This window comes from Methanoregula sp., from assembly GCF_028679125.1.
GTDB lineage: Archaea > Halobacteriota > Methanomicrobia > Methanomicrobiales > Methanospirillaceae > Methanoregula.
Map to the genome: position 1 here is coordinate 171,014 of NZ_JAJRCG010000003.1, position 20,354 is coordinate 191,367.

The following is a 20,354-nucleotide window of genomic DNA, read 5'->3' on the forward strand; positions in this document are numbered from 1 at the left end:
CCTCTTTTTCTATGTAATACCAATACTTTCGTTGGATATTTTGCCTAATAAACGTATAGCACGAAGTGAAAGTAAAAAAAGAATCAGGCCGGTTGACTCTGCAATTCTTTCAGGAGCTCGAGAAGAACCGTTTGAGCCTGCGGACTCTCTGAAAGGAGTTCGCGGATCTTGTTACTGCCTTCAATGACACTATGAGAGGCCTCGCTGGTCAATGGATGGCCGCATGTCGAACAATAAGTCGATGTCGGGGAATTGATAGTAGAACAATGACCGCATTGGTGCGGTTTTAATCCTCGTTCTTTCTTCTTTTCAGGGACTTCAATTCCATACAGTTTGAGCATCTCATTATCAACATCCTGACCGGTCAGGTGCAGATAGGTTTTGAGCATCCTGCTATCTTGTGAACCCCATGCCACGGCCTTGATAACGCTCTCACTTGCACCCTCACGCACAAGGTGAGTAATTCGTGAGTGTCGGAATACATGGGGATTAACCCGTTTTGTTATACCTGCTCTCTCAGCAATTCTCTCAATTTGTCGTCTTACTTGGGCATGGGTCAATGGATCGCCATTCCTATTGACAAATACTAATGAGTCTCCTTCGGGAGTACCGGGATAGATTGAACGCCATCGGGAGAGATAATCAAGAGCCATGACCAGCCGTATGTATCGGGGTTTATCGGTTTTGAATGAGACATTGGCGATAACACCGTATTCGTCAAACTTGAGATCCCCCCACTTTAACCGGCCAATTTCACCGATTCGGAACGCACCTTCATAGAGGGTAAGGAGAAGTGCGCGGTCTGAATCTCTCTTGCATCCCTTGATCATTTGAGTTATCTCATCTGGTGTCAGAAGGTCGGATGCGACCGTTGTCATCGGGTCCCGCCCCGGTGCTTTAATCTCCTCTATCCGGTCACGGGGAATTTTTGTGAACTTGTTTTTTGCAAGCCAGATATAGAACTGTTTGAGGACCTTTAGGAAATCGCTGATGGTGTTTGGTTTGTATGTTTTTCCCGTGAGTGATTTTGTCTTCTTCAAGTCCATGATGCCCTTGTGGATGTCGTTAACGGTGCACTGGTTGAATGGCTTGGGGATCACCTTGCGCCAGCCAACAAGAGTGAATGTGATTTTATTGACACGGGATATTGAGACACCTGCGGTGGCTTGTAATTCATTAGTGAATGTCCTAACAAGTTCTGCATCTTTTTCAGTGAATCGCTCTTCTTTCAGTGCTCTCTGAATTGAGTTTTCTGCATACTCTTCTCGCACCAGATTGAACGAAGCATCCACTTTCATACATGATTGTTGGCCTTTTCGCTATATGAAAATTATGTAAGGGATTCTAACATTTTGTTAAAGTCCCGGTCGGCGCACTTCTTTTGTCAGTCTTGAAGAGAGAGCAGAAGCGGTTTTCGTTTGGGAAATTAACAACAAATGCCCATGTGACAGAGCCCGGCAGTGTGCCTCCTTGGTACGGAGGAAGTCGCGAGTTCAAATTTCACCATAGGTTTGAATTGAAAAGTTCCAATCGTGAGACTTCTTTGAAAACTTAAAAAATATTGAAACTTTACTGACTGTATCAGTGTTGGTAAAAAATCATAATGTATCTCTATCAAAGAATTCTCGTATTTTCTGTAGGAATGTTTTCCAATTAATTTTTGATATCACTGCCCCAATTGCAGTGATTATGAAAATAATTATCGCAATACCTAGCGCGCCCAAATAATCAGAAAGCCATGCGCTATAAAAACGAGTATCATAGGTATATGTTGAGCGTAATCCCGAGTAATTCCCTACAATATTGACACGATCATAGCCATTTGGAATCTCAAATATCACTTGCCCAGATTCATTCGATAAAAGGGGACCAGCCAAAAGGATATCTGAATCATAAGTGTCGATAGAAAAAATTACATCAGAAAGTGGGGCATTATTTGAATAATTCATTGCATTGATACAAAGTTGATTTCCATTTATTTTTTCAACAGAAAATTTAAAGGTAGTTTTTTCAGTTATTGGTGGAAATCCCACAAACATGGAAGAGGTCATGGCGATTATTATCGTAAGTTCGAGCATTAGCACAACTCCGATAATAGGCGATATACCTGGGCGAATAAGCGGTTCTGGGGTATTTTCTGTCACAGTATAAAATCAGTCTTAGAAATAATATATTATTCGAGGAGAGATTTCACCCAACACAACTCTTGACAATTTTTCTCTTCAAAGAATCTCGAAAACAAGATTACCGAACCCTTATCTATGACATCGAAGGAAGGACCGTATTCGGAAAGCCATCGGACTTACATCAATACCTCACTTCACTACACTCCAGAAATTTATTTGCCTGATCAAACCAATCTATTTTTGCTATTCTCCTAAAATGCACCCTGAAAATTTTCTATTCTCCTGATGACATAATTCCCATTACTGCCGTCAATTCATTCGGCTTTCCCGATGGATATTGTAGTCATTATTACTCATTTAGAACCGGGAAGATCCGAAAAAAGTTCCTCAAAAATTCAATCGTTGTCGATATCTATCAACAGGTTATCACCGGATTCATGATATCGAAAAGCCGGGTCAATGATTTCCAAAATGCTTTCTCTCTTATGAATAAAAGTCATAAACTCCATAAATCTGAATGCTATGTCATGGACAAAGAATATGATTCCGAGAAAATGCATCGATTTATCCGTGAAACCCTAAACGCTGACTCAATCATTCCAGCACAATCTCACAATTACTTTTCGAATGTCTGAAGAAAATATCGTCAGGAGATGACTGATCATTTCGATACTAATCGGTACCGAAAACGATTCCTGGTTGAAACACAATTCTCTGTCCTCAAATGAAGGTTCGGGGATGACCTGAAATCCCAAATATTCCAGAACTGTTTAGTCACATTCCCTTCAGGACATAGATCATTTAGATCTTGTTCAATCGTTTGTTGTTCACCGAGAGAAGGGGCGCGGCGTTCCATCATGACGAGACCAGAGTTCAAATTGTGCACCGGGTATAAGCAGTTCGATAGTATCCCATGTAACATCAGATTCCTTTTCAGGTCTCCGCATTACAACCGTTAGTTCCTTTGATGCCCCCTCCGCTTCGGGATCGCTCGGGCGCTTCGTCGGGTCCTCGCTGGGCAACCGACCAGATCAAAAATTAGCGTACAGGTAAGTGGGTAGCGCAAAACCCGCCGAGGCGTTTTGCGCGTAAGCCATCGCAATAATCGAATTTATTTCCGGAAAAATTTACCCGGCAAATAAAATTTTTATTTAGTTCCCGAAAATTTCTCCGGCATTGTGTACACAATTTTTTACAAAAAATTTTCAGCATGCGAGCCAACTCCCCCCAATCTCCCCTCCGGACTGCCGCCACGGGCAGGCAGTTCTTCTGGCAGGGGGTTCCGTGGTAATACCTCTCCGTCGGAGAACCTGCCTTGAGGGTGCTGAGAGTCCGGCAGGAATCTCGTTATCTCAAATATGGCTCCTTTTGCCAAACGGGCGCCATTATGGCCTTTTTGTTATTGGACCGCTCTTCCCGGGATCCCGTGCCCTGTGGGAATTCGCACGAAAACCAGAATTTAGGGTCCGGAAAGCGATGGTTATTCGGGGTTTTCACGTCGGACCAGAAAATTTCGCTAATAGAACCCTTTTATTTCGATCGGAGGGTCTTTTGTGTGGTACCGTAAGGGCACGGAAAGGAGGGGAGATCTTCCGGATCATTCTCCCGACAATCGGCAGCGGGAAATCCGAGACAGGGATATCAGGGATTCTGTCTGACCTGACCACTGGCACCCGGGAAGAAGAAAAGATAATCATTTTTTTAGATTCCTGATTCTGGAGGGTGAAGCCTTCTCAAGGATTAACGTGGATTTTTTCTAACGCATCTGTTCCGGAACAACCATCCTGATGAATCAGTAATAATTTCCCTGAACAACGGGATATGCACCGCTGAACAGAGAGATCCCCGATCAAAGGCCGCACTGAGTCTCGCAGGCAGTCAGATCGTCCATACACTGTTCGTTGTTGCAGTAGGCACCCACGCAGGAGTTCTCGCAACTGAAAGAATTCTGGATGCAGACATGCACGCAGCCCGCATCGATATCATTCGCCGGTGCCGTGACCGCCTTCTGTTGCGGCAGATCAATAGCGAAATAATGCACGCCGGCAACAAATGCTCCGGCAATCGAGAGGCAGATCATGAAGAGTACGAGGCTTGTTAGCGGGGATTTTATACCGGTCATTTTTGAAAACCATCCTGATATATGAATCGTTATTCTAGGGTAGGCAAAAATCCAATATAAACGAATGCTTTTTGGAAAAAAACTGCGGGAAAAATTCCACCCCGGGTATTCTGGCAGGGAACCTGCCGGGGTAATCCCGGGTCTGGTGTTCTTTTTCCAGCCGGGGATTCCTTTTACATTATAAAAAAGGAGAGGCTTAACCCCACATCTCTGTTGTTTCCATCTCCATCCCGATACGCCCGCTCGCCATCCTAAAAGAGCACAGCGGATACATCATGAACCACATCCAGCGCGAGTACCTCATGGGGGGCCTTCACCCTGCTTGTCACGCTGGTCTGGCTCTATGTCGAGATCATCCGGTTACTGATGAAGATCCGGATGCTGGCACAAGTGCTCCGCCGCTGAAGAGAGGGACCCGCGAACGGGTAAAAAAGATTATTTTTCCAGGTATTCGTCCCGACACTTCTGCATGCATGCATCGTCGCCCGGGTTCTGGGGGCCCGTTGGCGAAATGTACACGACATTGGTACGAAGGCATCCGCTTGTGCAGTGATTATACCCGGTGAGAGCGGCCTGCACCTTTTCCTGTGCGGGCCGGTCAATAGCCGCATAGTGGCTACCGGCAATGATGCAACCGGTAAGTGAGAGGATGATCATGAACAGTACGAGCCGGGCGAGCGACGATTGGGTAGAGCCTGACATTGTGAAAAACCTCCTCACGGGTGTTAACCGTGATGACTGATATCCATAATGGTTTCCGGTAACCGGAGAGAGAGAAAATTATTGGGCAGCTATGAGAGCCTGAGAAATAAGTGTATTGCGGTTATATCTCCCCGGGAAAATTCCGGTTCACTACCGGCACACTACACAATTTTCCTCATCGCAGGAACAAGAGAAGATCAAGAAATTATTATGATTTTTTTTAGATTACCATCCATTATGCGGGTTAAAATTTTTTCAAAGAAAATTGTTACGACTTCACTTCCAGATCCATCTCAATGCCGCCGGTCGCCCCGAGCACAATGTTGTAGACAATGGCAACGATAACGCCCGCGACAAGCCCGATAATTCCCCCGAGGATGGTCATGAGACAGAGCATGACAAGGCCGCCCGCCAACCCGAGTACCTGCATGCCCATGACGGGTCCCATACTGCTGACTCCGGCAGCGACGACAAGTCCCATGATCAATCCCCAGATAAATCCCCAGACCAGGCCGAAGACCGCAAAGAATTTCCCGACACTTTCGATGCCGAACTTTTTGATGGTATAGGTTGCAGTTGTCATAGGAATTCATACAGATGCCGGAGTGAAAAAGATAGCGATATTCCCAGCTTACCGGAATATTATCAAATCCAATATGTGCGACAGGTATTGTACCAGACTATAATGGCACAACAGTTTTCCTTTTCATAACCATGCGGGGTTTGCTCAATAAAGTTTGAGCAATGTCCGGTTGATCAGCGTAACGAACTTTGGCAAGGATTGTGGAGCTCGATTGAAAATATTTTGAAACGATCCGGTAAAAAATTTTCATGGAACATCTGTTGAACTATTTTCCATTCATGTCTGTTGAAAAAATCCGGTAAAATATTTTTAAAACCCATCGTCCGCTTGAAAAAGAAAAATAAGTGACCTCGCGAGTATCCCCAATCAAACAATGGTTAATCCGTTCATTGGTGCAGGTATTTCCCACTGAAGCGGGGGATACACGTGATAACAACAGACTGCTGCGATAATGTTTCCGGCCCAGAAAGGCCCTGAATAATACGCGCCGGGCAAAAACAATTTCACGAATTCTGGTATTGTACTAACCATCCTGACAATGCATTCATTTTTTTCCGGCCGGGAAAAATCATGGATACATGCGGGGAATCTGGAAAAAACAAAAAGAAACAATTTCCCCATATTCTGAACGATTGAATGCCCGTTGACAGCATCCAAGTGGAGAATTCCTTTCATATTCTTTTATCTTGGATACAGAAAGGATAGCATCAATATTTTCGCCCGACAACCCGGTATTTCCCGTTCAGCACCGTTATTTCGAACCGGGCCCCTTTCCCCGGCACGCCGTTCTCGGTGATCGTGATGCCTGTGATGGAGAGGATCTCCCGGGCGAGGAAAAGGCCCATCCCGGTATTTTTACCAAATCCGCGTTCGAAGATCTGTTCCTTCTCGTCAACAGGAACCCCCTCCCCGTCATCTTCGCACACAACGACATGGTGGCCATCACGTTCCTCAACAGAAAACCGGATAGTCGTGATCTTTCCCCCGTACCGCACAGCATTGTCCATGAGGTTGTAAAAGACCTTGATAATCAGCGGGTCTGCGAACACTTCAGTTCCGGCTGGCAGATCGTTTTTCACCATAACCTGTCCGAGCGGGGCTTCTTTTGCTGCACTATCTGCCAGTGTCCGGCAATCCTGCCAGACCGGAGCTTTGACACCTATGTTCTCATATTCTTTCGTGAACTGGATCATGGAGGTGATCCGGTCACTCGCCGTTGTGAGCCGGTTGAAATATCCTTCAAGGGCGGGATCGGGTACTTTCGTATGCAATAAATCAAGGAACCCGCGCAGTGTAAGGAGCTGATTATTGATGTCGTGCCGGGTGATTTCAGAGAGAAGTTTGAGATTCTTGTTTGCCTGGCACTGTGCTTCCTCGGCCCGCTTGAGATCCGTGATGTCCTGGTTCACCCCGTGAGTCTTGATTGTCCGGCCTTGTGTATCTTTTGTGATCCCGACACACATCTCAATGTGCCGGATCTCGCCATCCCCGCGAATAATCCGGTATTCCCGCCGGGACACATAATGCGGGTCGGTTGTGGTTCTGGTTTTTTCATCTTCATCGACAAGGACACCAAGATCTTCCGGGTAAACGATATCCCGAAGGTACACTTCTGCCGTCATACGGGTGATGCCGTTGTTCTCCGCTTGCGTTCCATAGAGGGTTGAGAAACGGGTATCGAACGTTAAGACACCCGTGCTGAGATCACATTCCCAGGTCACCAGATTGGCCAGGTCCATCGCTTCCGCGAGCATGCGCTGGCTGTTCCGGAGTGCATTTTCCGCCGCTTTACGTTCAGTGATGTTAACAAAAGATTCTACCAGTACCTCTCTTTCCCCGAGCATCGTTTTTACAACACTCTTGAGAATGGGAATTTTTTCCCCATGGGCGGTGAGAAGGACTTGTTCAGAGGAATCAAGCGTCTGTCCCAAATCCATAACCGGGCATTTGCCTGATTCGTCGGGACAGATAAAGCAGTGACAGATCGAGCCGATAACAGATTCTTTCATTTCCCCGATCATTTCGAGCGCTTTTGGGTTCACGTCAAGGATCATGCGGGTCTGTGCATCGATAATGAGGACGCCGGATTGCATCAGTGTGAGGATCGTGCGGAACCGCTGTTCGCTCTCCAAAAGCGCCTGCCCTGCTGTCATGACATCGGTAATATCCCGGCCTACCGACTGGAATTCGACAGGGTTTCCTGCATGGTCATAGATCGCACGGTCACTCCAATGCTGCCACCGGATGCTCCCGTCCGGGAAGATCACCCGCTGCCGGACAATACCCACCGGGTTTTCCGGTGTGAGGGCAGCAAACATCTCTTTTATTTTCAAGCCGTCTTCTGCGGGTATAACCGGGCGGAACCGGTGCCCGAGAATCTTTTCACGGGTCAGGCCAAAATACCGGCAATAGGCTTCGTTGACAAAGACGTGCGTACCATCCGGGAGAAACCTGCAGATGAACTCGGTCTGGTCCTCGATTACATTCCTGTACCGCTGTTCGCTCTCTCTTAACAGGTTCTGGCTTTTTGCCAGTTCATCGTAATTCTGCCGGAGTTCTTCTTCTGTTGCAGTCAGCTGCTCGTTTGCTGCATGCAGTTCCTTGTGGCGGCGGGAAATCTCTTCTTCGGCTGCTTTCTGATCCGTAATATCGGAATACATCGCAAACGAGCCACGGAACGTACCGTCAGGATCAAAGAGCGGGGTCGAAGATACCTGCATCCACCGGACCTTCCTGTCTTTGGTAATAAAGCGGCTCGCGTACCGGCCGCTCTTTCCCTGCCTGAGTTCCTTTACCCGCGAGATAGCGACAGGCATATCTTCCGCTGCCACAAAAGAAGTGTAGTTCTTACCTGTCATTTTCTCCGGCGTGTAACCGAGCATATCCGCCATCCGCCGGTTGACATAGATCGTTTTGAATGTCTCATCCAGCTTACAGATACCCTCACTTGTGGTCTCGACAATCTGGCGGTACTGCTTCTCGCTCTCTATAAGCAGGCCCTGGCTTTTTGCCAGTTCATCGTAATTCTGCCGGAGTTCTTCTTCCGTTGCAGTCAGCTGCTCGTTTGCTGCATGCAGTTCCCTGTTGCGGCGGGAAATCTCTTCTTCGGCTGTTTTATGATCCGTAATATCGGAATACATCGCAAACGAGCCACGGAACGTGCCGTCCGGATCAAAGAGCGGGGTCGAAGATACCTGCATCCACCGGACCATTCCGTCTTTGGTAATAAAGCGGCGCTCGTACCGGCTGCTCTTTCCCAGCCTGCGTTCTTTTATCCGACAGGTATAGACGGGGACTTCTTCTGCTACCATGAAAAGAGCGATGTTTTGTCCTATCATCTCTTCCGGAGTGCAGCAGTGCATTTCAGCCATTCGCCGGTTAACGTAGACTATTTCGAGCTTTTCGTCCAGCTGAGATATACCCTCCTCCGTGGTCTCAACAATCCGGCGGTACTGCTTCTCACTCTCTTCAAGCAGGTTCTGGCTTTTTGCCAGATTATCGTAATTCTGCTGGAGTTTTTCTTCCGTTGCAGTCAGCTGCTCGTATGCTGCACGCAATTCCTGGTTGCGGTAGGCAATCTCTTCTTCCGCTGCTTTACGATCAGTAATATCGGAACACATCCCGAAGGAACCCCGGAATGTGCCGTCCGGGTCCAGGTGCGGGGTCGCAGATACCTGTATCCACCGGATCCTCCCGTCTTTGGTGACGAAGCGGCGCTCGAACCGGCCGTTCTTTCCCTGCCGGCACTCCTCGAGCCGGATAATCTGGTCGGACAGATCGTCTTCTGCCACAAAAGAAGTCAGGAGCCGGCCCATCATCTCCTCCGGCAGGTAACCGAACATATCCGCCATCTGTTGGTTGACATAGACCGTGGCGAACTTCTCGTCAATCTGCCAGATCCCCTCCTTTGCGGTCTCGACAATCCGGCGGTACTGCTTTTCGCTCTCTATAAGCAGACTCTGACTTTTTGCCAGTTCATCGTAATTCTGTCGGAGTTCTTCTTCCGTTGCGGTCAGCTGTTCGTTCGCTGCATGCAGTTCCTTGTTGCGGCAGGCAATCTCTTCTTCCGCTGCTTTACGATCGGTAATGTCGGAATGCATCGCAAAAGAACCCCGGAACGTGCCGTCCGGATCCTGGATCGGGGTCGCAGATACATAGATCCACCGGATCTTCCTGTCTTTGGTAATAAAGCGGCGTTCGTACCGGCTGCTTTTCCCCTTCCTGCGCTCTTCCAACCGGGCTGTCTGGTCGGGCACATCTTCTGCTGCCATGAACGAAGTGTATCCTTGGCCTATCATCTCCTTCGGGGTATAACCGAGCATGTCCGCCATCCGCCGGTTGACATAGATCGTTTCGAAATTCATATCCAGTTTACAGATACCTTCATTTGTGGTTTCGACAATCTGGCGGTACTGATTCTCGCTTGCTCTCAGCAGGTCATGGCTTTTTGTCAGGTCCTCGTAATTCTGCCGGAGTTTTTCTTCGGTTGCTTTACGATCCGTAATATCGGAACACATCGCAAAGGAGCCCAGGAATGTGCCGTCAGGGTCCATAATGGGGGTCCCGGAAACCTGTATCCACCGGATCTTTCCGTCTTTGGTAACAAAGCGGCGCTCGTACTGGCTGCTCTTTACCAATCTGCGTTCTTCTTTCCGGACGGTATGTCCGGGCATATCTTCTGCTGCCATGAACGACGCGATGTTCCCACCAGTCATCTCCTCCGGAGTGTAACCGAGTATATCCGCCATCCGCCGGTTGACATAAACTATTTCGAACTTCTCATTCATCTGGCAGATACCCTCCTCCGTGGTCTCAACAATACGGCGGTACTGTTTCTCGCTCTCCCGCAGAGCCTCCTCCGCACGTTTGTATTCGGTGACATCCCGAATGGATTCGATCGCACCGATGATTTCCCCTTGCCGGTTGTAAAGCGGGCTCGCCTTAGCCATGAGAGTTACCGGCGTTCCTTTCAGGAGGGGAAAGATAGTATCGGCGAGCAGGGTATCCTTCGAGTGAACGATGTGTGCATATTTTTTGGCAATAATCTCATCAGATTCAAAGATCAAATCGATCAGGATCGGTTGCCGTTGCCCGTAGAACGGAATCGCGTACTCGTACTCCTTTTTTCCCAGCATCGCCTCGGGTGGAATACCCGTCATCTCTTCAATGGCACGGTTCCACGCGATAATATGGCCGGACCGGTCGATTGCAAAGGTAGCATCCGGTAGAAAGTTGATGATATCTGCTTCACGGCGCTCATAGTCACGGATGCTTGCTTCTGCCATTCGTTTCTGGGTCGCCTGGCGGATCTGGTGTGCGAGCTCGGTGAACTGCGAGACCGGCTCACCGCCTTTCTGAAGATAGAAATCGGCACCTTCATTCAGGGCCTGGATGACAACCTCCTCACGCCCGCGTCCGGTGAAAAGGATAAACGGGATGGTATTTCCTGAAGTCCTGATCGTTTTTAAAAATTGAATGCCATCCATACCCGGCATCTGGTAATCCGAGATAATGACATCGTAGTTTTTTGTATCCAGCAACGTAAATGCAGCTGAGGCTGATGTGATGGTATCGACGGTGAATTGCCCTTTTCGCTCAAGAAAGATTTTGCCAATTTCAAGCAAGCCGGGTTCGTCATCAACGTACAGAACAGAGATCGGAGACATCGTAATAATCGTTCAGCGCAAGCTGCGCAGCATTTGCATCCACAATTTTCAAACAGGTACTGCACATAAGAGCAGGGTCAGGTCTCTGCCGGTACAACACTGGTGCACATCTCTGGATCCCGGTAATTTCATCTTCCATTATTTGTTTACCACGCGTTTTTTCAGGGTTTCAGATTGATAGATAATCATTTTCTTAAAGTATTATTTAAATTTTGATTAAGATGCATATCACTTCTGCAAACAAATATGGTGTACTATGATACAGCGTATGAATGATATTGTTTACATCTTCTGAACCGGGATCGGTTTTTCAATAAAAAGGGAGAAATTGGCCGGGTCGGGGACGCTCTTAAAACCTGCCTCCAAGAATTACCATCGCAGAACTGGCAAACCGCCTGAACCAGAACCGGTTTACCACAACCGGGTTCCGATAGCCCCTATCATAGCAGTAAACAAAAATTCGCCTTTATATCCATAGGTTATCCCCGTTACTCAATTGCGATTTCACCCACTCCTTGCTCCACAGGGAGTCGCCCGGACATCTCGTGGAGTCCTCGTCGGGTAACCGGCCTAATCAACAGGTTTTGTAAAAGCAGATGGGTATTGCAAAACCTACCGGAGCGTTTTAGCGCGTAGGTCCTTGTATCTGATAAAAAAAGTAAATTGTCCAGAAAATATAATCAATCCGGTCCCTTCGCTTTCAAATCCATCTCCACACAACAGGTCGCATCGACCACAGGAGTATCGATAATCGCAACAACTGCGCCACTCATAAACCCGATATCCCCCCAATTATTGTCATGAGAAACCTGACGGCAAAGCCTCCGACAAATCCAAATGCATGAATCAGTATCCCGGATCCCATGCTGCTGAATTCAACGCGTTCGTCATGCATTGTGCCGGAATAACCGGATCCCTGGAGATGTCTTATCGCAACCAGGGTCTGCTCAAAAAAGGTAACGAACGGCCGGGCTGATTGAGGTAATGGTGGACGACTCCGCGCTGACAGGCACTGCCAGGATAAGTGACAGGATCAGGCCCGTCAGGAATACCATGATAAAGGTTTGTTTCATTTTTTCTTCCCTAGCTGATGTATAAAATGAACCTGCGGTTGTCATGGGATAAATTCAGTTCATGAACGGGCGGTTAATATGAACTCACGAGTGATACTATTACCCGGCAAGAGAACCGGAATGATACCGGTGCCAAGGAACTTTTTTTTAACGGTAAATCCGTATCCCCCGTCAGTAAACCGTCTTCATCATGATCACCCGCCGTTTTGAGGAAATCATTATCTGGTACAACGGGCGTTCACTCATCATGGAGTGAATCCCGTGGGCACCTATTTCCGCGAACCGGTCGAGACCCTTGAGCGGTCGGATCTCGACGCCCTGATCGAAGAGCGTATCCACTACACGGTCCGGTATGCAAACGACCATTCGCCCTTTTACCGGCACTGGTTCCGCGAACACCGGATTGATCCCGCCACGATCCGGACGCACGAGGATCTCGCGGGCCTTCCGATCATTGGTGGTGCCGATATCCGGGCCAACCAGCCCCCGAACCGGAAAGACTTCGGGTTCCTCTCCGCTGCACCGGACGACATCTTCACCATCCACGAGACGAGCGGCACGAGCGGAACGCCAAAAAGTTTCTTCCTCGCGTGGCAGGAATGGGAGCGGCTTGCAGAGAAGTATGCCCGCATCTTTGTCTCGCAGGGATTCGGACGGGGGGACCGGATGGTGATTTGCGCATCGTACGGCATGAATGTCGGGGCAAACACCATGACGCTTGCCGCCCGCGACATCGGCATGACGATCATCCCGACCGGCAAGTGTACCTTCCCGCTCCGGACCATCACGAATTACCGGCCAACCGGCATTGTCGGGAGTGTCTTCAAGCTGATCCGGCTGGCCCGGCAGATGAAAGCCGAAGGCATGAAACCGGAAGAGTCGGGCGTGAAGAGACTGGTCGTGGGCGGCGAGGCATTTGCAGACGAGTCGCGGGCATATCTTGCCGGGCTCTGGGGATGCGAGGTCTTCAACACGTACGGCAGCACGGAGGGGACCATGTGCGGTGAGTGCTCGGCACGGCAGGGGCTTCACGTTCCCGAAGACCTTGTCCACATGGATCTCTACGACCCGGACAAAAAAGGGTTCGTGAAAGACGGCGAGTGCGGGCGGATCGTGCTCACAACCCTGCTGCCGGTCGGGGCGAAATGCGGGATGCTGCTGATCAATTACGATACGGATGACACGACCGTTGTCACCAGCCGCGACCGCTGTGCCTGTGGCAGGACACACATGCGGATCTACACGCCCCAGCGTGAGGCCGAGACGTTCTGGGCCCGCGGGACACCCATGAACCGGGTCGATGTCGAGCGGGGCGTCTTCCAGCCGGGGAACATGGAGTACCTCACGGGCGAGTACGAGGCGTTCCTGTACGCGGGCGATGACCGGGAGAAGACGGTGATGCGGGTGAGCATGGAAGCGGAGGATCCAAAGACCTGCGACCGCGATCTGGTTGCAGAGAATTTCAAAAAATCGTTCTTTGCCATGAAACCGCGGCTGAGGCAACAGGAGGAGGAAGGCCTCTTTACCATTGACTTCAACTTTGTTTTGCCACGCGGTCTTGAACTCTCGTCCCTGCCCGGCCGGCCGAAACGGTTCGTGGACCGGAGGTAACGCACCGGGGGATCGTTCATCCCCCGGCCCGCAGGTGATGGCCATGAACTATACTCTTATTATATCTCCGGCAGAATCCGATGCATGGAACATGCGGATACACTGCACATCCCTTCGTTTCCGAAGCTGGTTGCCGCGGCACTCTCCTGTATTATCGTGGGCAGCCTGGGTTCGCTCGTGACTGTTACCGGTCCCGGTTCATGGTATGCCTCGCTTGCAAAACCCTTCTTCACCCCGCCCGGATGGATCTTTGCACCGGTGTGGATCATCCTCTTCATTCTCATGGGAATCGCACTCAGCCTTGTCTGGGATGCCGGCATACAGCGCCGCGAGGTACAGGTTGCCATCGGGATATTCGGCATACAGTTCGGGCTCAATGTCCTCTGGTCGTTCCTCTTCTTTTACCTCCGCTCGCCTCTCCTCGGCTTCGTGGACATCATCTTCCTCTGGATCCTGATCGCAGTTTCCATTGCACTCTTCTTCAGGATTCGGAAGAGTGCTGCGTACTTCCTCATCCCGTACATTGCATGGGTTACTATCGCTACGGCCCTGAACGGCGCAATATATGTGATGAACCCGTGATGTTCAGCCGTTTTCAAAAAGCAGTTTACCAGCCACTATCAGGAAAAACACTATGCGGATCGGGTATCCCTGCATCAACCGGAGCATCGGGTGCAGTGCCAACCGGACATTCCGGCTGGCATCATATTCAGAAGACCGTCTGCTCGGAACGGTTGCAGGAAACATTGCCTGCCTCCGGAAGATCCTTGCCTGGAACCAGAAGAACGACATCCTCTTCTTCCGGATCACCTCCGACTTAGTCCCGTTCGCATCCCACCCGGTCTGCACATTTCCCTGGCAGGAACAGTTCCGGGAAGAATTCGCAGCAACCGGTACGTTCATCAAAGAGGCGGGGATCCGGATCTCAATGCATCCGGACCAGTTCATTGTCCTCAATTCCCCGGATGAACGGGTGGTCTCGCGGAGCATCGATGAACTCGCCTACCATGCCCGGGTACTGGATGCAATGGGGCTTGATGCGAGCGCAAAGATCCAGCTCCATGTTGGCGGCGTGTACGGAGATCCCGTGAAAAGCATTGCACGATTTGTCCGGGTGTACGGGCAGCTGGACCCTGCTATCCTCAGGAGGCTTGTTGTTGAGAACGATGACCAGCGGTTCACCGCATCAGACTGCCTGGAGATCCATGAACTGACCGGCATTCCGGTCCTGTTCGATGTCTTCCACCATACATGCAGGAACAATGGGGAGGATCTCGATGAGATAATCCCGGCGATCAGTAAAACATGGCAACGAAGCGACGGGACGATGATGGCGGACTACAGTTCCCAGCACCCGGAAAAACGGGCTGGGAGCCATGCAGAGCATATCGACATCACGGATTTCAAAAAGTTCCTGGCCATCTCACGAGCCACGGATATGGATATCATGCTTGAGATCAAGGACAAGGAGAACAGCGCTCTTGCCGCAGTTGCGCTTGCCCGGGCGGATCCACGGTTCGCGTAACCGTACACGGAATTTTTCCGAACATCACCATTTCCTGCCTTGCGGGATCGCCAGGATAGGAATTTCCTGTGGCAGAACGGTCACGAACGAAAAGAATCAAGGACAGATCCCGGAATCCAACATCACGACGGTACGGTGGCAATCACCGCGGAGGAAACTCAACCGGGATATATGAAAAATTGCATCTTTTTAAAAACGCAAGTGGTTGTACCTGAAAAATTGATAGTGGTGTAGACAAAGATTACTTCTTCTTTGCTGCCACCTTCTTTGCGGGTGCCTTTGCTTCCGGCTTCTTTGCCGCCGCCTTCTTTGCTGCTGCCATTCTGGAATCCACCTCCTACCGGATAGGGTTATGTTTTTTGTTATTTTCACAATTAATAAATATTTTGGTCGCAATAGCATTTTGGCGCATAGAATCGCTATAAACCAGCACTTTAGCCAAAGAAAACGGGCACTATTTTCCAATAAACAAAGAATCAAAGTAATACATCAGGAAATGCGCAATCCTTTAAATTTCACTCTGTTTTAAATTTCATTGGCAATTCATTGGATTTTCTTCAAAGGCAGTCCATATACAGCCGGAAAAAACGCGCAGACGTAAGGCTTCCCGTGCCACATACAGAAACACCCAGATTCATCCGGGCCGCATCGGCCGCATTGCGACAACAACATTTATTCACGTCCGCATCTACCGTTAGATATGAAAAAACAGTTCATTCTGGGACTTCTCGGAGGAGCCCTTGGCGTTATTGCTGCCGTCTACGTGATCGCGTCGGCCGTCAGTAATGACCAGCTGCTCTCAGGAGTCCAGACTGCCCTCTTCTCCAGTCTCGGGCTGATGGGTGCGGTCATTGCAAACAAAGAAACCCGGTTTGCGGGATGGATGCTCATCCTTGCAGCGGTCTTCATCACGCTCTCGGTCCCGCTTGCAGGATCATTAAACCTGCTCTTCCTCTACATGCCAGCCATTATCATCCTCGGAATCGCGGCAGTTCTCTGCTTTTTGGAGCCTGAAGAAATACCGGAATCTGATCCGGAATAAGATATTCACGCTTTTTTTCCCGCCGGTTTTTCGGCCGGTTCTTTTTTGTCCCGGATGTTCAATGGACTGACTCCGCAGAATAAATTCCTGATATCGCAGGTGCAGAGCCGAAGGGAGAGTCCCTGAAAGCGTCATACCATGCATCACATGGCATCTTCAGGCACGCATTTCTATAACGGATAAGACGCTACAGAAGAGATAAAAATTATTCCGGTTTTTCCGCAGGAGCCGCGTTTCCGGCGGTGTCCGTGCAGGTGGTCACTCCGGGCACCTGCTCAAGGAGGATCCGGGAGATGAAGAAGTTCGCAAACGCGAGGATCGCGAAGAGGAAGATCGTCATACTGACGAGTACCCCATAGGAGCCCGCCTGCCCGTCCAGCAGGGCATTGACGCCGAACAGGAGAACGGCAAGGGAAACCAGGCCGACTGCGATCAGCGTTGCCCGCGAGGCGGTGAACATCCGGCTCCTGATATCCGGGAAGATCAGAAGCCCGAAGAAGCCAAGTCCCCCGAATCCGACACCCGCAGCCAGCAGGATCCAGATGAGCAGGTCAATGAAGAGCGAACTCATGCCCCGGCACCCCCGGAAAACTTCACCCGTGCGATGATACCGGCGAGGCAGAGCAGGGCAATGACAATCGTCATTTCAAGGATGAAGAGGGTTCCCATCGCGATACTCAGGACAAGGCCGGCTGAAGAGCCGATCGTGACTGCCACCATTGCCGCAAGGTAACGGTCGTGCCGGTTCTTCGTGCACAGCACGCGGACGAGCGCCCCGGCCGTGAGGATGAAGAGGCAGACTGCGGCAAAAAGCCAGGTATCGATCATGTCTACCATATGTGTGGGAAAGAAGGGTATTTATCAATACTCCCCGGCCCCGCGTTCATTTTTATTTCCAGAGCACGTATGCATACAGAGATGCACCCCTCCTATCTTGGCAAGATTCTGCTCCGCTGGTGCGATGCCTGCCATGCGCCGGTTCTTTCAAAACGCTGTGCCTGCGGGAACGAGACCCGCGAGGTCCCGGTCACTCCCCCGGGCGATGCCCGTCCTGCATTCCCGGACGATATTGCATTGATCAACAAAATCTATACAGACCATTTTGGCGCACCGCTGATTCCGGACGGCCACATTGCGCTCATGAACAAGGTTCCCGATGCGGACCGTATGGAGGAAATTATCATTGGTGGCGGGGTTGCCGGCATTATCCGGTATTTCCCGGACCGACATGAATGGGAGCCGGTCCCCCGGCCTGAAGCCTGCAGGGTCTTCACCCCGACCAAGCGGGTCGTTGTCGTGAGCGACGATGCGGTCCCGTTCATCCGCGACCAGGGCATGAGCGTGCTTGCCCCCGGCCTCGTTTCCATTGATGACGCTGTCCGGGCCGGCGACGAAGTCTTCATCCTTACCCGGGACGGCACCTGTATCGGCGTTGGCAGGGCCAAGGTCGATGCGGCAACAGCGCGTACCATGGGGAAAGGTTCTGTTGTCCGGACCCGGCGGAACATCGCTTCGCAGATCGTTTCAGGGGCGGCGACCTGGGACGATTGTGTGAAGGCAAACGCCCGCGTGCTCGAAGACGCAGAGTCGGAAGCGGTCGCGTTCGTGAAAGCGGTCACGGAACGAAACCCGAATCTTGTGGCAAATGTTTCGTACTCGGGAGGAAAGGACAGCCTTGCAACCCTGCTCGTCGTGACCAGGGCGATCGGAAAAGTCCCCCTGCTCTTTGCCGATACCGGCCTTGAATTCCCGGAGACCTACGCGAACGTGAAGGAAGTCTCGGAAAAATACGGCCTCGAGGTGCTCCGCACTGATGGCAACAACACGTTCTGGGAGACCTTTGCACAACAGGGCCCCCCCGCGGTCAATGCCCGCTGGTGCTGCAAGGTCTGCAAGCTGACACCCGTCACGAACAGTATTGCCACGCGATGGGGAGAATGCCTCTCCTTCATCGGCCAGCGGCGGTACGAGTCGGCCACCCGGGCGCAGAGCGACCGGGTCTGGCGGAACCGGAACGTCAGGGTCCAGTTATCCGCCGCGCCGATCCATAACTGGACCGCCCTCCATGTCTGGCTCTATATCATGCGGGAACAGGCACCGTACAATGTCCTGTACCGTCACCATCTCGACCGGATCGGCTGTTTCATGTGCCCGTCAAGCGATATGTCATTAATACACATGATCGCGAGGGATTACCCGGATCTCTGGCTGGGCTGGACCAGGAAACTCGAGGAATGGCAGCAGGCCCGGGGACTTCCCGCGGAATGGATCACGGAAGGGCGCTGGAGACTTAAAGAGGGGAAGGGGGAGAGCGATGACGCAGATAGCCATTATTGATTACGGGCTTGGGAACCTCCGGAGTGTTATCCGGGGACTGGAGAAGGCAGGCGCACGGGCTGTCATCACCGGTTCACCTGAAGAGATCGCTGCAGCGGACGGGCTCGTCCTGCCCGGCGTTGGCGCGTTTCACGAGGGGATGGACCAGTTAGGTCCCCTGCAGGATACCGTTGTCCGCGCAACCCGCGATGTACCGCTGCTGGGTATCTGTCTGGGGATGCAGATGCTCATGGAAACAAGCGAGGAGCACGGGATCCATAACGGCCTCGGCCTCATCCCGGGCAGCGTGAAGCGGTTCCCGAAGACGCCCGGGTTCAAGGTCCCCCATATGGGGTGGAACGCGATTGTTCCGGAAAAACCGGACAATCCGCTCCTTGCCGGTATCCGCCCGGGCGAGTACATGTACTTCGTGCACTCATTCTACGCGGAGACTGCGCCGGAATACACGCTCACCTCAACGGAATATATCTGCCCGTTTTCCTCATCGGTCGTTAACGGGAATGTCTATGGCGTCCAGTTCCACCCGGAGAAGAGCGGGGCATACGGCCTTAAGATGCTGGAGAATTTCATCGGCATGATCTGATCCGGCAGGGTTTTTTTTCGGATCCCCACCGGTCATTTTTGCAGTCATACAGATAAGATTTTAATGCCGGACACAAGACCCTCTAGGCATGAGAAAGATCCTCTGTATCGCATTACTCCTGCTCTGTATGGTCGGAACTGCGTCCGCATACAATATCTACCTGAAGTGCCCGACCAGCGTGCAGGCCGGCTTGCCGCTGAAATGTACGCTCGACAGCAGTTTCCCTCCAGGAACCACGTTCACCCTTTCACTGTACCAGTCCCAGTATACTGCCACCCAGATCAAAACCCAGAAAGTAACGGTCCAGGCAGACCACAAGACCATGAATCTTATTACGGATACCGACGGTCTGCCCGGGGGACAATACAAGATGGAACTGGAGTACAACAGTGCCGTTACTCCCAGTTCGGATTCCATTACCCTCCAGTTGATCACGATCATCGACCGGTCTGATGAGATCGAAATCACCTCCCCGGTAACGCAGAATATCGATGGTGCTCTCCGTATTGAGGGCGAGATAAAGGACCTGGGAGACGGCGGCGTTGAGCTTGAGGTCAACGGCCCGGACGGCAGGATCTACGGCCCCCAGTGGATCGGGACCAAGGCCAGCATCAAGAACAATGCCGGTATCTTTACCCAGAAAGTGGACGTGACTTCCGGTGGCGATTATACCGTCGACTTCTCTGATGCGAAAGGATATATCGGGACCAAATACTTCACGGTCGTTGCCCCGACAACGGTGGCAACTACCGTGCCGATAACAACCGCTGTCGTAAAGATTACAAAGACCTCGGCAACTACGATCCCCACGCCGTGGCCGACCACAGCGAAGTCGCCTCTCTCCCCCCTGACCGTTCTGGTGGGTATTGCAGGAGCAGGTATGCTGGCAGTACTGATGAGCCGAAAGAACCGGTAACGGGTCTTCTCCATATTTATCCAACAGAAAATCAATAATTTTATACCGGTAAACCGCATAATATGAAA

18 protein-coding genes and 1 pseudogene are annotated in these 20,354 nt (G+C 50.9%); 9 read left to right on the top strand and 10 right to left on the bottom strand.

Going from position 1 to position 20,354, the window contains the following annotated elements; translation table 11 throughout:
• Positions 1-83 precede the first annotated feature (83 nt).
• Complete coding sequence (locus LUQ43_RS03790; protein ID WP_299963963.1) at positions 84-1,298, bottom strand: tyrosine-type recombinase/integrase; 1,215 nt, start codon at positions 1,296-1,298, stop codon at positions 84-86.
• 300 nt (positions 1,299-1,598) lie between these two features.
• Positions 1,599-2,144, bottom strand: a complete 546-nt coding sequence (locus tag LUQ43_RS03795; RefSeq protein WP_299963965.1) for a type IV pilin N-terminal domain-containing protein — start codon at positions 2,142-2,144, stop codon at positions 1,599-1,601.
• 281 nt (positions 2,145-2,425) lie between these two features.
• On the opposite strand from LUQ43_RS03795, the gene LUQ43_RS13385 reads away from it, so the two are divergent.
• Positions 2,426-2,761, top strand: a complete 336-nt coding sequence (locus tag LUQ43_RS13385) for a transposase (RefSeq protein ID WP_363318481.1) — start codon at positions 2,426-2,428, stop codon at positions 2,759-2,761.
• A gap of 1,214 nt (positions 2,762-3,975) precedes the next feature.
• Here LUQ43_RS13385 and LUQ43_RS03800 read toward each other — a convergent pair.
• Positions 3,976-4,248, bottom strand: a complete 273-nt coding sequence (locus tag LUQ43_RS03800; RefSeq protein ID WP_299963967.1) for a hypothetical protein — start codon at positions 4,246-4,248, stop codon at positions 3,976-3,978.
• 306 nt (positions 4,249-4,554) lie between these two features.
• On the opposite strand from LUQ43_RS03800, the pseudogene LUQ43_RS03805 reads away from it, so the two are divergent.
• Positions 4,555-4,653: pseudogene (locus LUQ43_RS03805) on the top strand (Bax inhibitor-1/YccA family protein); the annotation flags it as partial.
• A 30-nt stretch (positions 4,654-4,683) separates the two neighbouring features.
• Here the strand turns inward: LUQ43_RS03805 and LUQ43_RS03810 are convergent.
• The 5 genes from LUQ43_RS03810 to LUQ43_RS03830 all read right to left on the bottom strand — a co-directional run bounded on the left by LUQ43_RS03810 (position 4,684) and on the right by LUQ43_RS03830 (position 12,317).
• The gene (locus LUQ43_RS03810) at positions 4,684-4,950 is read right to left on the bottom strand and encodes a hypothetical protein (RefSeq protein WP_299963969.1); all 267 of its coding nucleotides are present in this window, start codon (positions 4,948-4,950) and stop codon (positions 4,684-4,686) included.
• Between the two features lie 268 nt (positions 4,951-5,218).
• Positions 5,219-5,533, bottom strand: coding sequence for a hypothetical protein (locus LUQ43_RS03815; RefSeq protein WP_299963971.1), 315 nt, complete (start codon positions 5,531-5,533; stop codon positions 5,219-5,221).
• 366 nt (positions 5,534-5,899) lie between these two features.
• Complete coding sequence (locus LUQ43_RS03820; protein WP_299963974.1) at positions 5,900-6,208, bottom strand: hypothetical protein; 309 nt, start codon at positions 6,206-6,208, stop codon at positions 5,900-5,902.
• 32 nt (positions 6,209-6,240) lie between these two features.
• Entirely contained in the window at positions 6,241-11,199 is a 4,959-nt protein-coding gene (locus LUQ43_RS03825) for a PAS domain S-box protein (RefSeq protein ID WP_299963977.1), read from the bottom strand.
• Positions 11,200-12,146: 947 nt separating this feature from the next.
• Positions 12,147-12,317 (bottom strand): hypothetical protein, encoded by a 171-nt coding sequence (locus LUQ43_RS03830; protein ID WP_299963980.1) that lies wholly within the window; start codon positions 12,315-12,317, stop codon positions 12,147-12,149.
• 207 nt (positions 12,318-12,524) lie between these two features.
• Between LUQ43_RS03830 and ftsA the strand changes: the two genes are divergently transcribed.
• From ftsA to LUQ43_RS03850, 4 genes are all read left to right on the top strand, one after another.
• Positions 12,525-13,883, top strand: coding sequence for a coenzyme F390 synthetase (gene ftsA, locus LUQ43_RS03835; RefSeq protein WP_299963982.1), 1,359 nt, complete (start codon positions 12,525-12,527; stop codon positions 13,881-13,883).
• Positions 13,884-13,967: 84 nt separating this feature from the next.
• Positions 13,968-14,465, top strand: coding sequence for a TspO/MBR family protein (locus LUQ43_RS03840; RefSeq protein WP_299963984.1), 498 nt, complete (start codon positions 13,968-13,970; stop codon positions 14,463-14,465).
• 52 nt (positions 14,466-14,517) lie between these two features.
• Entirely contained in the window at positions 14,518-15,408 is an 891-nt protein-coding gene (gene uvsE / locus LUQ43_RS03845; protein WP_299963986.1) for a UV DNA damage repair endonuclease UvsE, read from the top strand.
• 700 nt (positions 15,409-16,108) lie between these two features.
• Positions 16,109-16,450 (top strand): hypothetical protein, encoded by a 342-nt coding sequence (locus tag LUQ43_RS03850; protein WP_299963988.1) that lies wholly within the window; start codon positions 16,109-16,111, stop codon positions 16,448-16,450.
• Positions 16,451-16,655: 205 nt separating this feature from the next.
• Here the strand turns inward: LUQ43_RS03850 and LUQ43_RS03855 are convergent, their stop codons facing one another.
• Both LUQ43_RS03855 and LUQ43_RS03860 read right to left on the bottom strand, forming a co-directional pair.
• Positions 16,656-17,021: a hypothetical protein gene (locus LUQ43_RS03855; RefSeq protein WP_299963990.1), complete on the bottom strand. Its 366-nt coding sequence runs from the start codon at positions 17,019-17,021 to the stop codon at positions 16,656-16,658.
• Entirely contained in the window at positions 17,018-17,287 is a 270-nt protein-coding gene (locus LUQ43_RS03860) for a hypothetical protein (protein WP_299963993.1), read from the bottom strand. The genes LUQ43_RS03855 and LUQ43_RS03860 overlap by 4 nt, the downstream gene beginning before the upstream one ends.
• An 81-nt stretch (positions 17,288-17,368) precedes the next feature.
• On the opposite strand from LUQ43_RS03860, the gene LUQ43_RS03865 reads away from it, so the two are divergent.
• The 3 genes from LUQ43_RS03865 to LUQ43_RS03875 all read left to right on the top strand — a co-directional run bounded on the left by LUQ43_RS03865 (position 17,369) and on the right by LUQ43_RS03875 (position 20,286).
• A complete protein-coding gene (locus LUQ43_RS03865) occupies positions 17,369-18,787 on the top strand; it encodes a phosphoadenosine phosphosulfate reductase family protein (RefSeq protein ID WP_299963996.1) in 1,419 nt (472 codons plus the stop codon).
• Positions 18,765-19,370 (top strand): imidazole glycerol phosphate synthase subunit HisH, encoded by a 606-nt coding sequence (hisH, locus tag LUQ43_RS03870; RefSeq protein ID WP_299963999.1) that lies wholly within the window; start codon positions 18,765-18,767, stop codon positions 19,368-19,370. The genes LUQ43_RS03865 and hisH overlap by 23 nt, the downstream gene beginning before the upstream one ends.
• Positions 19,371-19,458: 88 nt before the next feature.
• Positions 19,459-20,286 (top strand): hypothetical protein, encoded by an 828-nt coding sequence (locus LUQ43_RS03875; RefSeq protein WP_299964002.1) that lies wholly within the window; start codon positions 19,459-19,461, stop codon positions 20,284-20,286.
• Positions 20,287-20,354: the final 68 nt, after the last annotated feature.

What these genes read in the sequence shown, in the direction of transcription:
- LUQ43_RS03790 (WP_299963963.1), bottom strand. Translation starts at nt 1,298, where the DNA reads ATGAAAGTGGATGCTTCGTTCAATCTGGTGCGAGAAGAGTATGCAGAA.
- LUQ43_RS03800 (WP_299963967.1), bottom strand. Translation starts at nt 4,248, where the DNA reads ATGACCGGTATAAAATCCCCGCTAACAAGCCTCGTACTCTTCATGATC.
- LUQ43_RS03810 (WP_299963969.1), bottom strand. Translation starts at nt 4,950, where the DNA reads ATGTCAGGCTCTACCCAATCGTCGCTCGCCCGGCTCGTACTGTTCATG.
- LUQ43_RS03815 (WP_299963971.1), bottom strand. Translation starts at nt 5,533, where the DNA reads ATGACAACTGCAACCTATACCATCAAAAAGTTCGGCATCGAAAGTGTC.
- LUQ43_RS03820 (WP_299963974.1), bottom strand. Translation starts at nt 6,208, where the DNA reads ATGAAAGGAATTCTCCACTTGGATGCTGTCAACGGGCATTCAATCGTT.
- LUQ43_RS03825 (WP_299963977.1), bottom strand. Translation starts at nt 11,199, where the DNA reads ATGTCTCCGATCTCTGTTCTGTACGTTGATGACGAACCCGGCTTGCTT.
- LUQ43_RS03830 (WP_299963980.1), bottom strand. Translation starts at nt 12,317, where the DNA reads ATGACAACCGCAGGTTCATTTTATACATCAGCTAGGGAAGAAAAAATG.
- LUQ43_RS03840 (WP_299963984.1), top strand. Translation starts at nt 13,968, where the DNA reads ATGGAACATGCGGATACACTGCACATCCCTTCGTTTCCGAAGCTGGTT.
- uvsE (WP_299963986.1), top strand. Translation starts at nt 14,518, where the DNA reads ATGCGGATCGGGTATCCCTGCATCAACCGGAGCATCGGGTGCAGTGCC.
- LUQ43_RS03850 (WP_299963988.1), top strand. Translation starts at nt 16,109, where the DNA reads ATGAAAAAACAGTTCATTCTGGGACTTCTCGGAGGAGCCCTTGGCGTT.
- LUQ43_RS03855 (WP_299963990.1), bottom strand. Translation starts at nt 17,021, where the DNA reads ATGAGTTCGCTCTTCATTGACCTGCTCATCTGGATCCTGCTGGCTGCG.
- LUQ43_RS03860 (WP_299963993.1), bottom strand. Translation starts at nt 17,287, where the DNA reads ATGGTAGACATGATCGATACCTGGCTTTTTGCCGCAGTCTGCCTCTTC.
- LUQ43_RS03865 (WP_299963996.1), top strand. Translation starts at nt 17,369, where the DNA reads ATGCACCCCTCCTATCTTGGCAAGATTCTGCTCCGCTGGTGCGATGCC.
- hisH (WP_299963999.1), top strand. Translation starts at nt 18,765, where the DNA reads ATGACGCAGATAGCCATTATTGATTACGGGCTTGGGAACCTCCGGAGT.
- LUQ43_RS03875 (WP_299964002.1), top strand. Translation starts at nt 19,459, where the DNA reads ATGAGAAAGATCCTCTGTATCGCATTACTCCTGCTCTGTATGGTCGGA.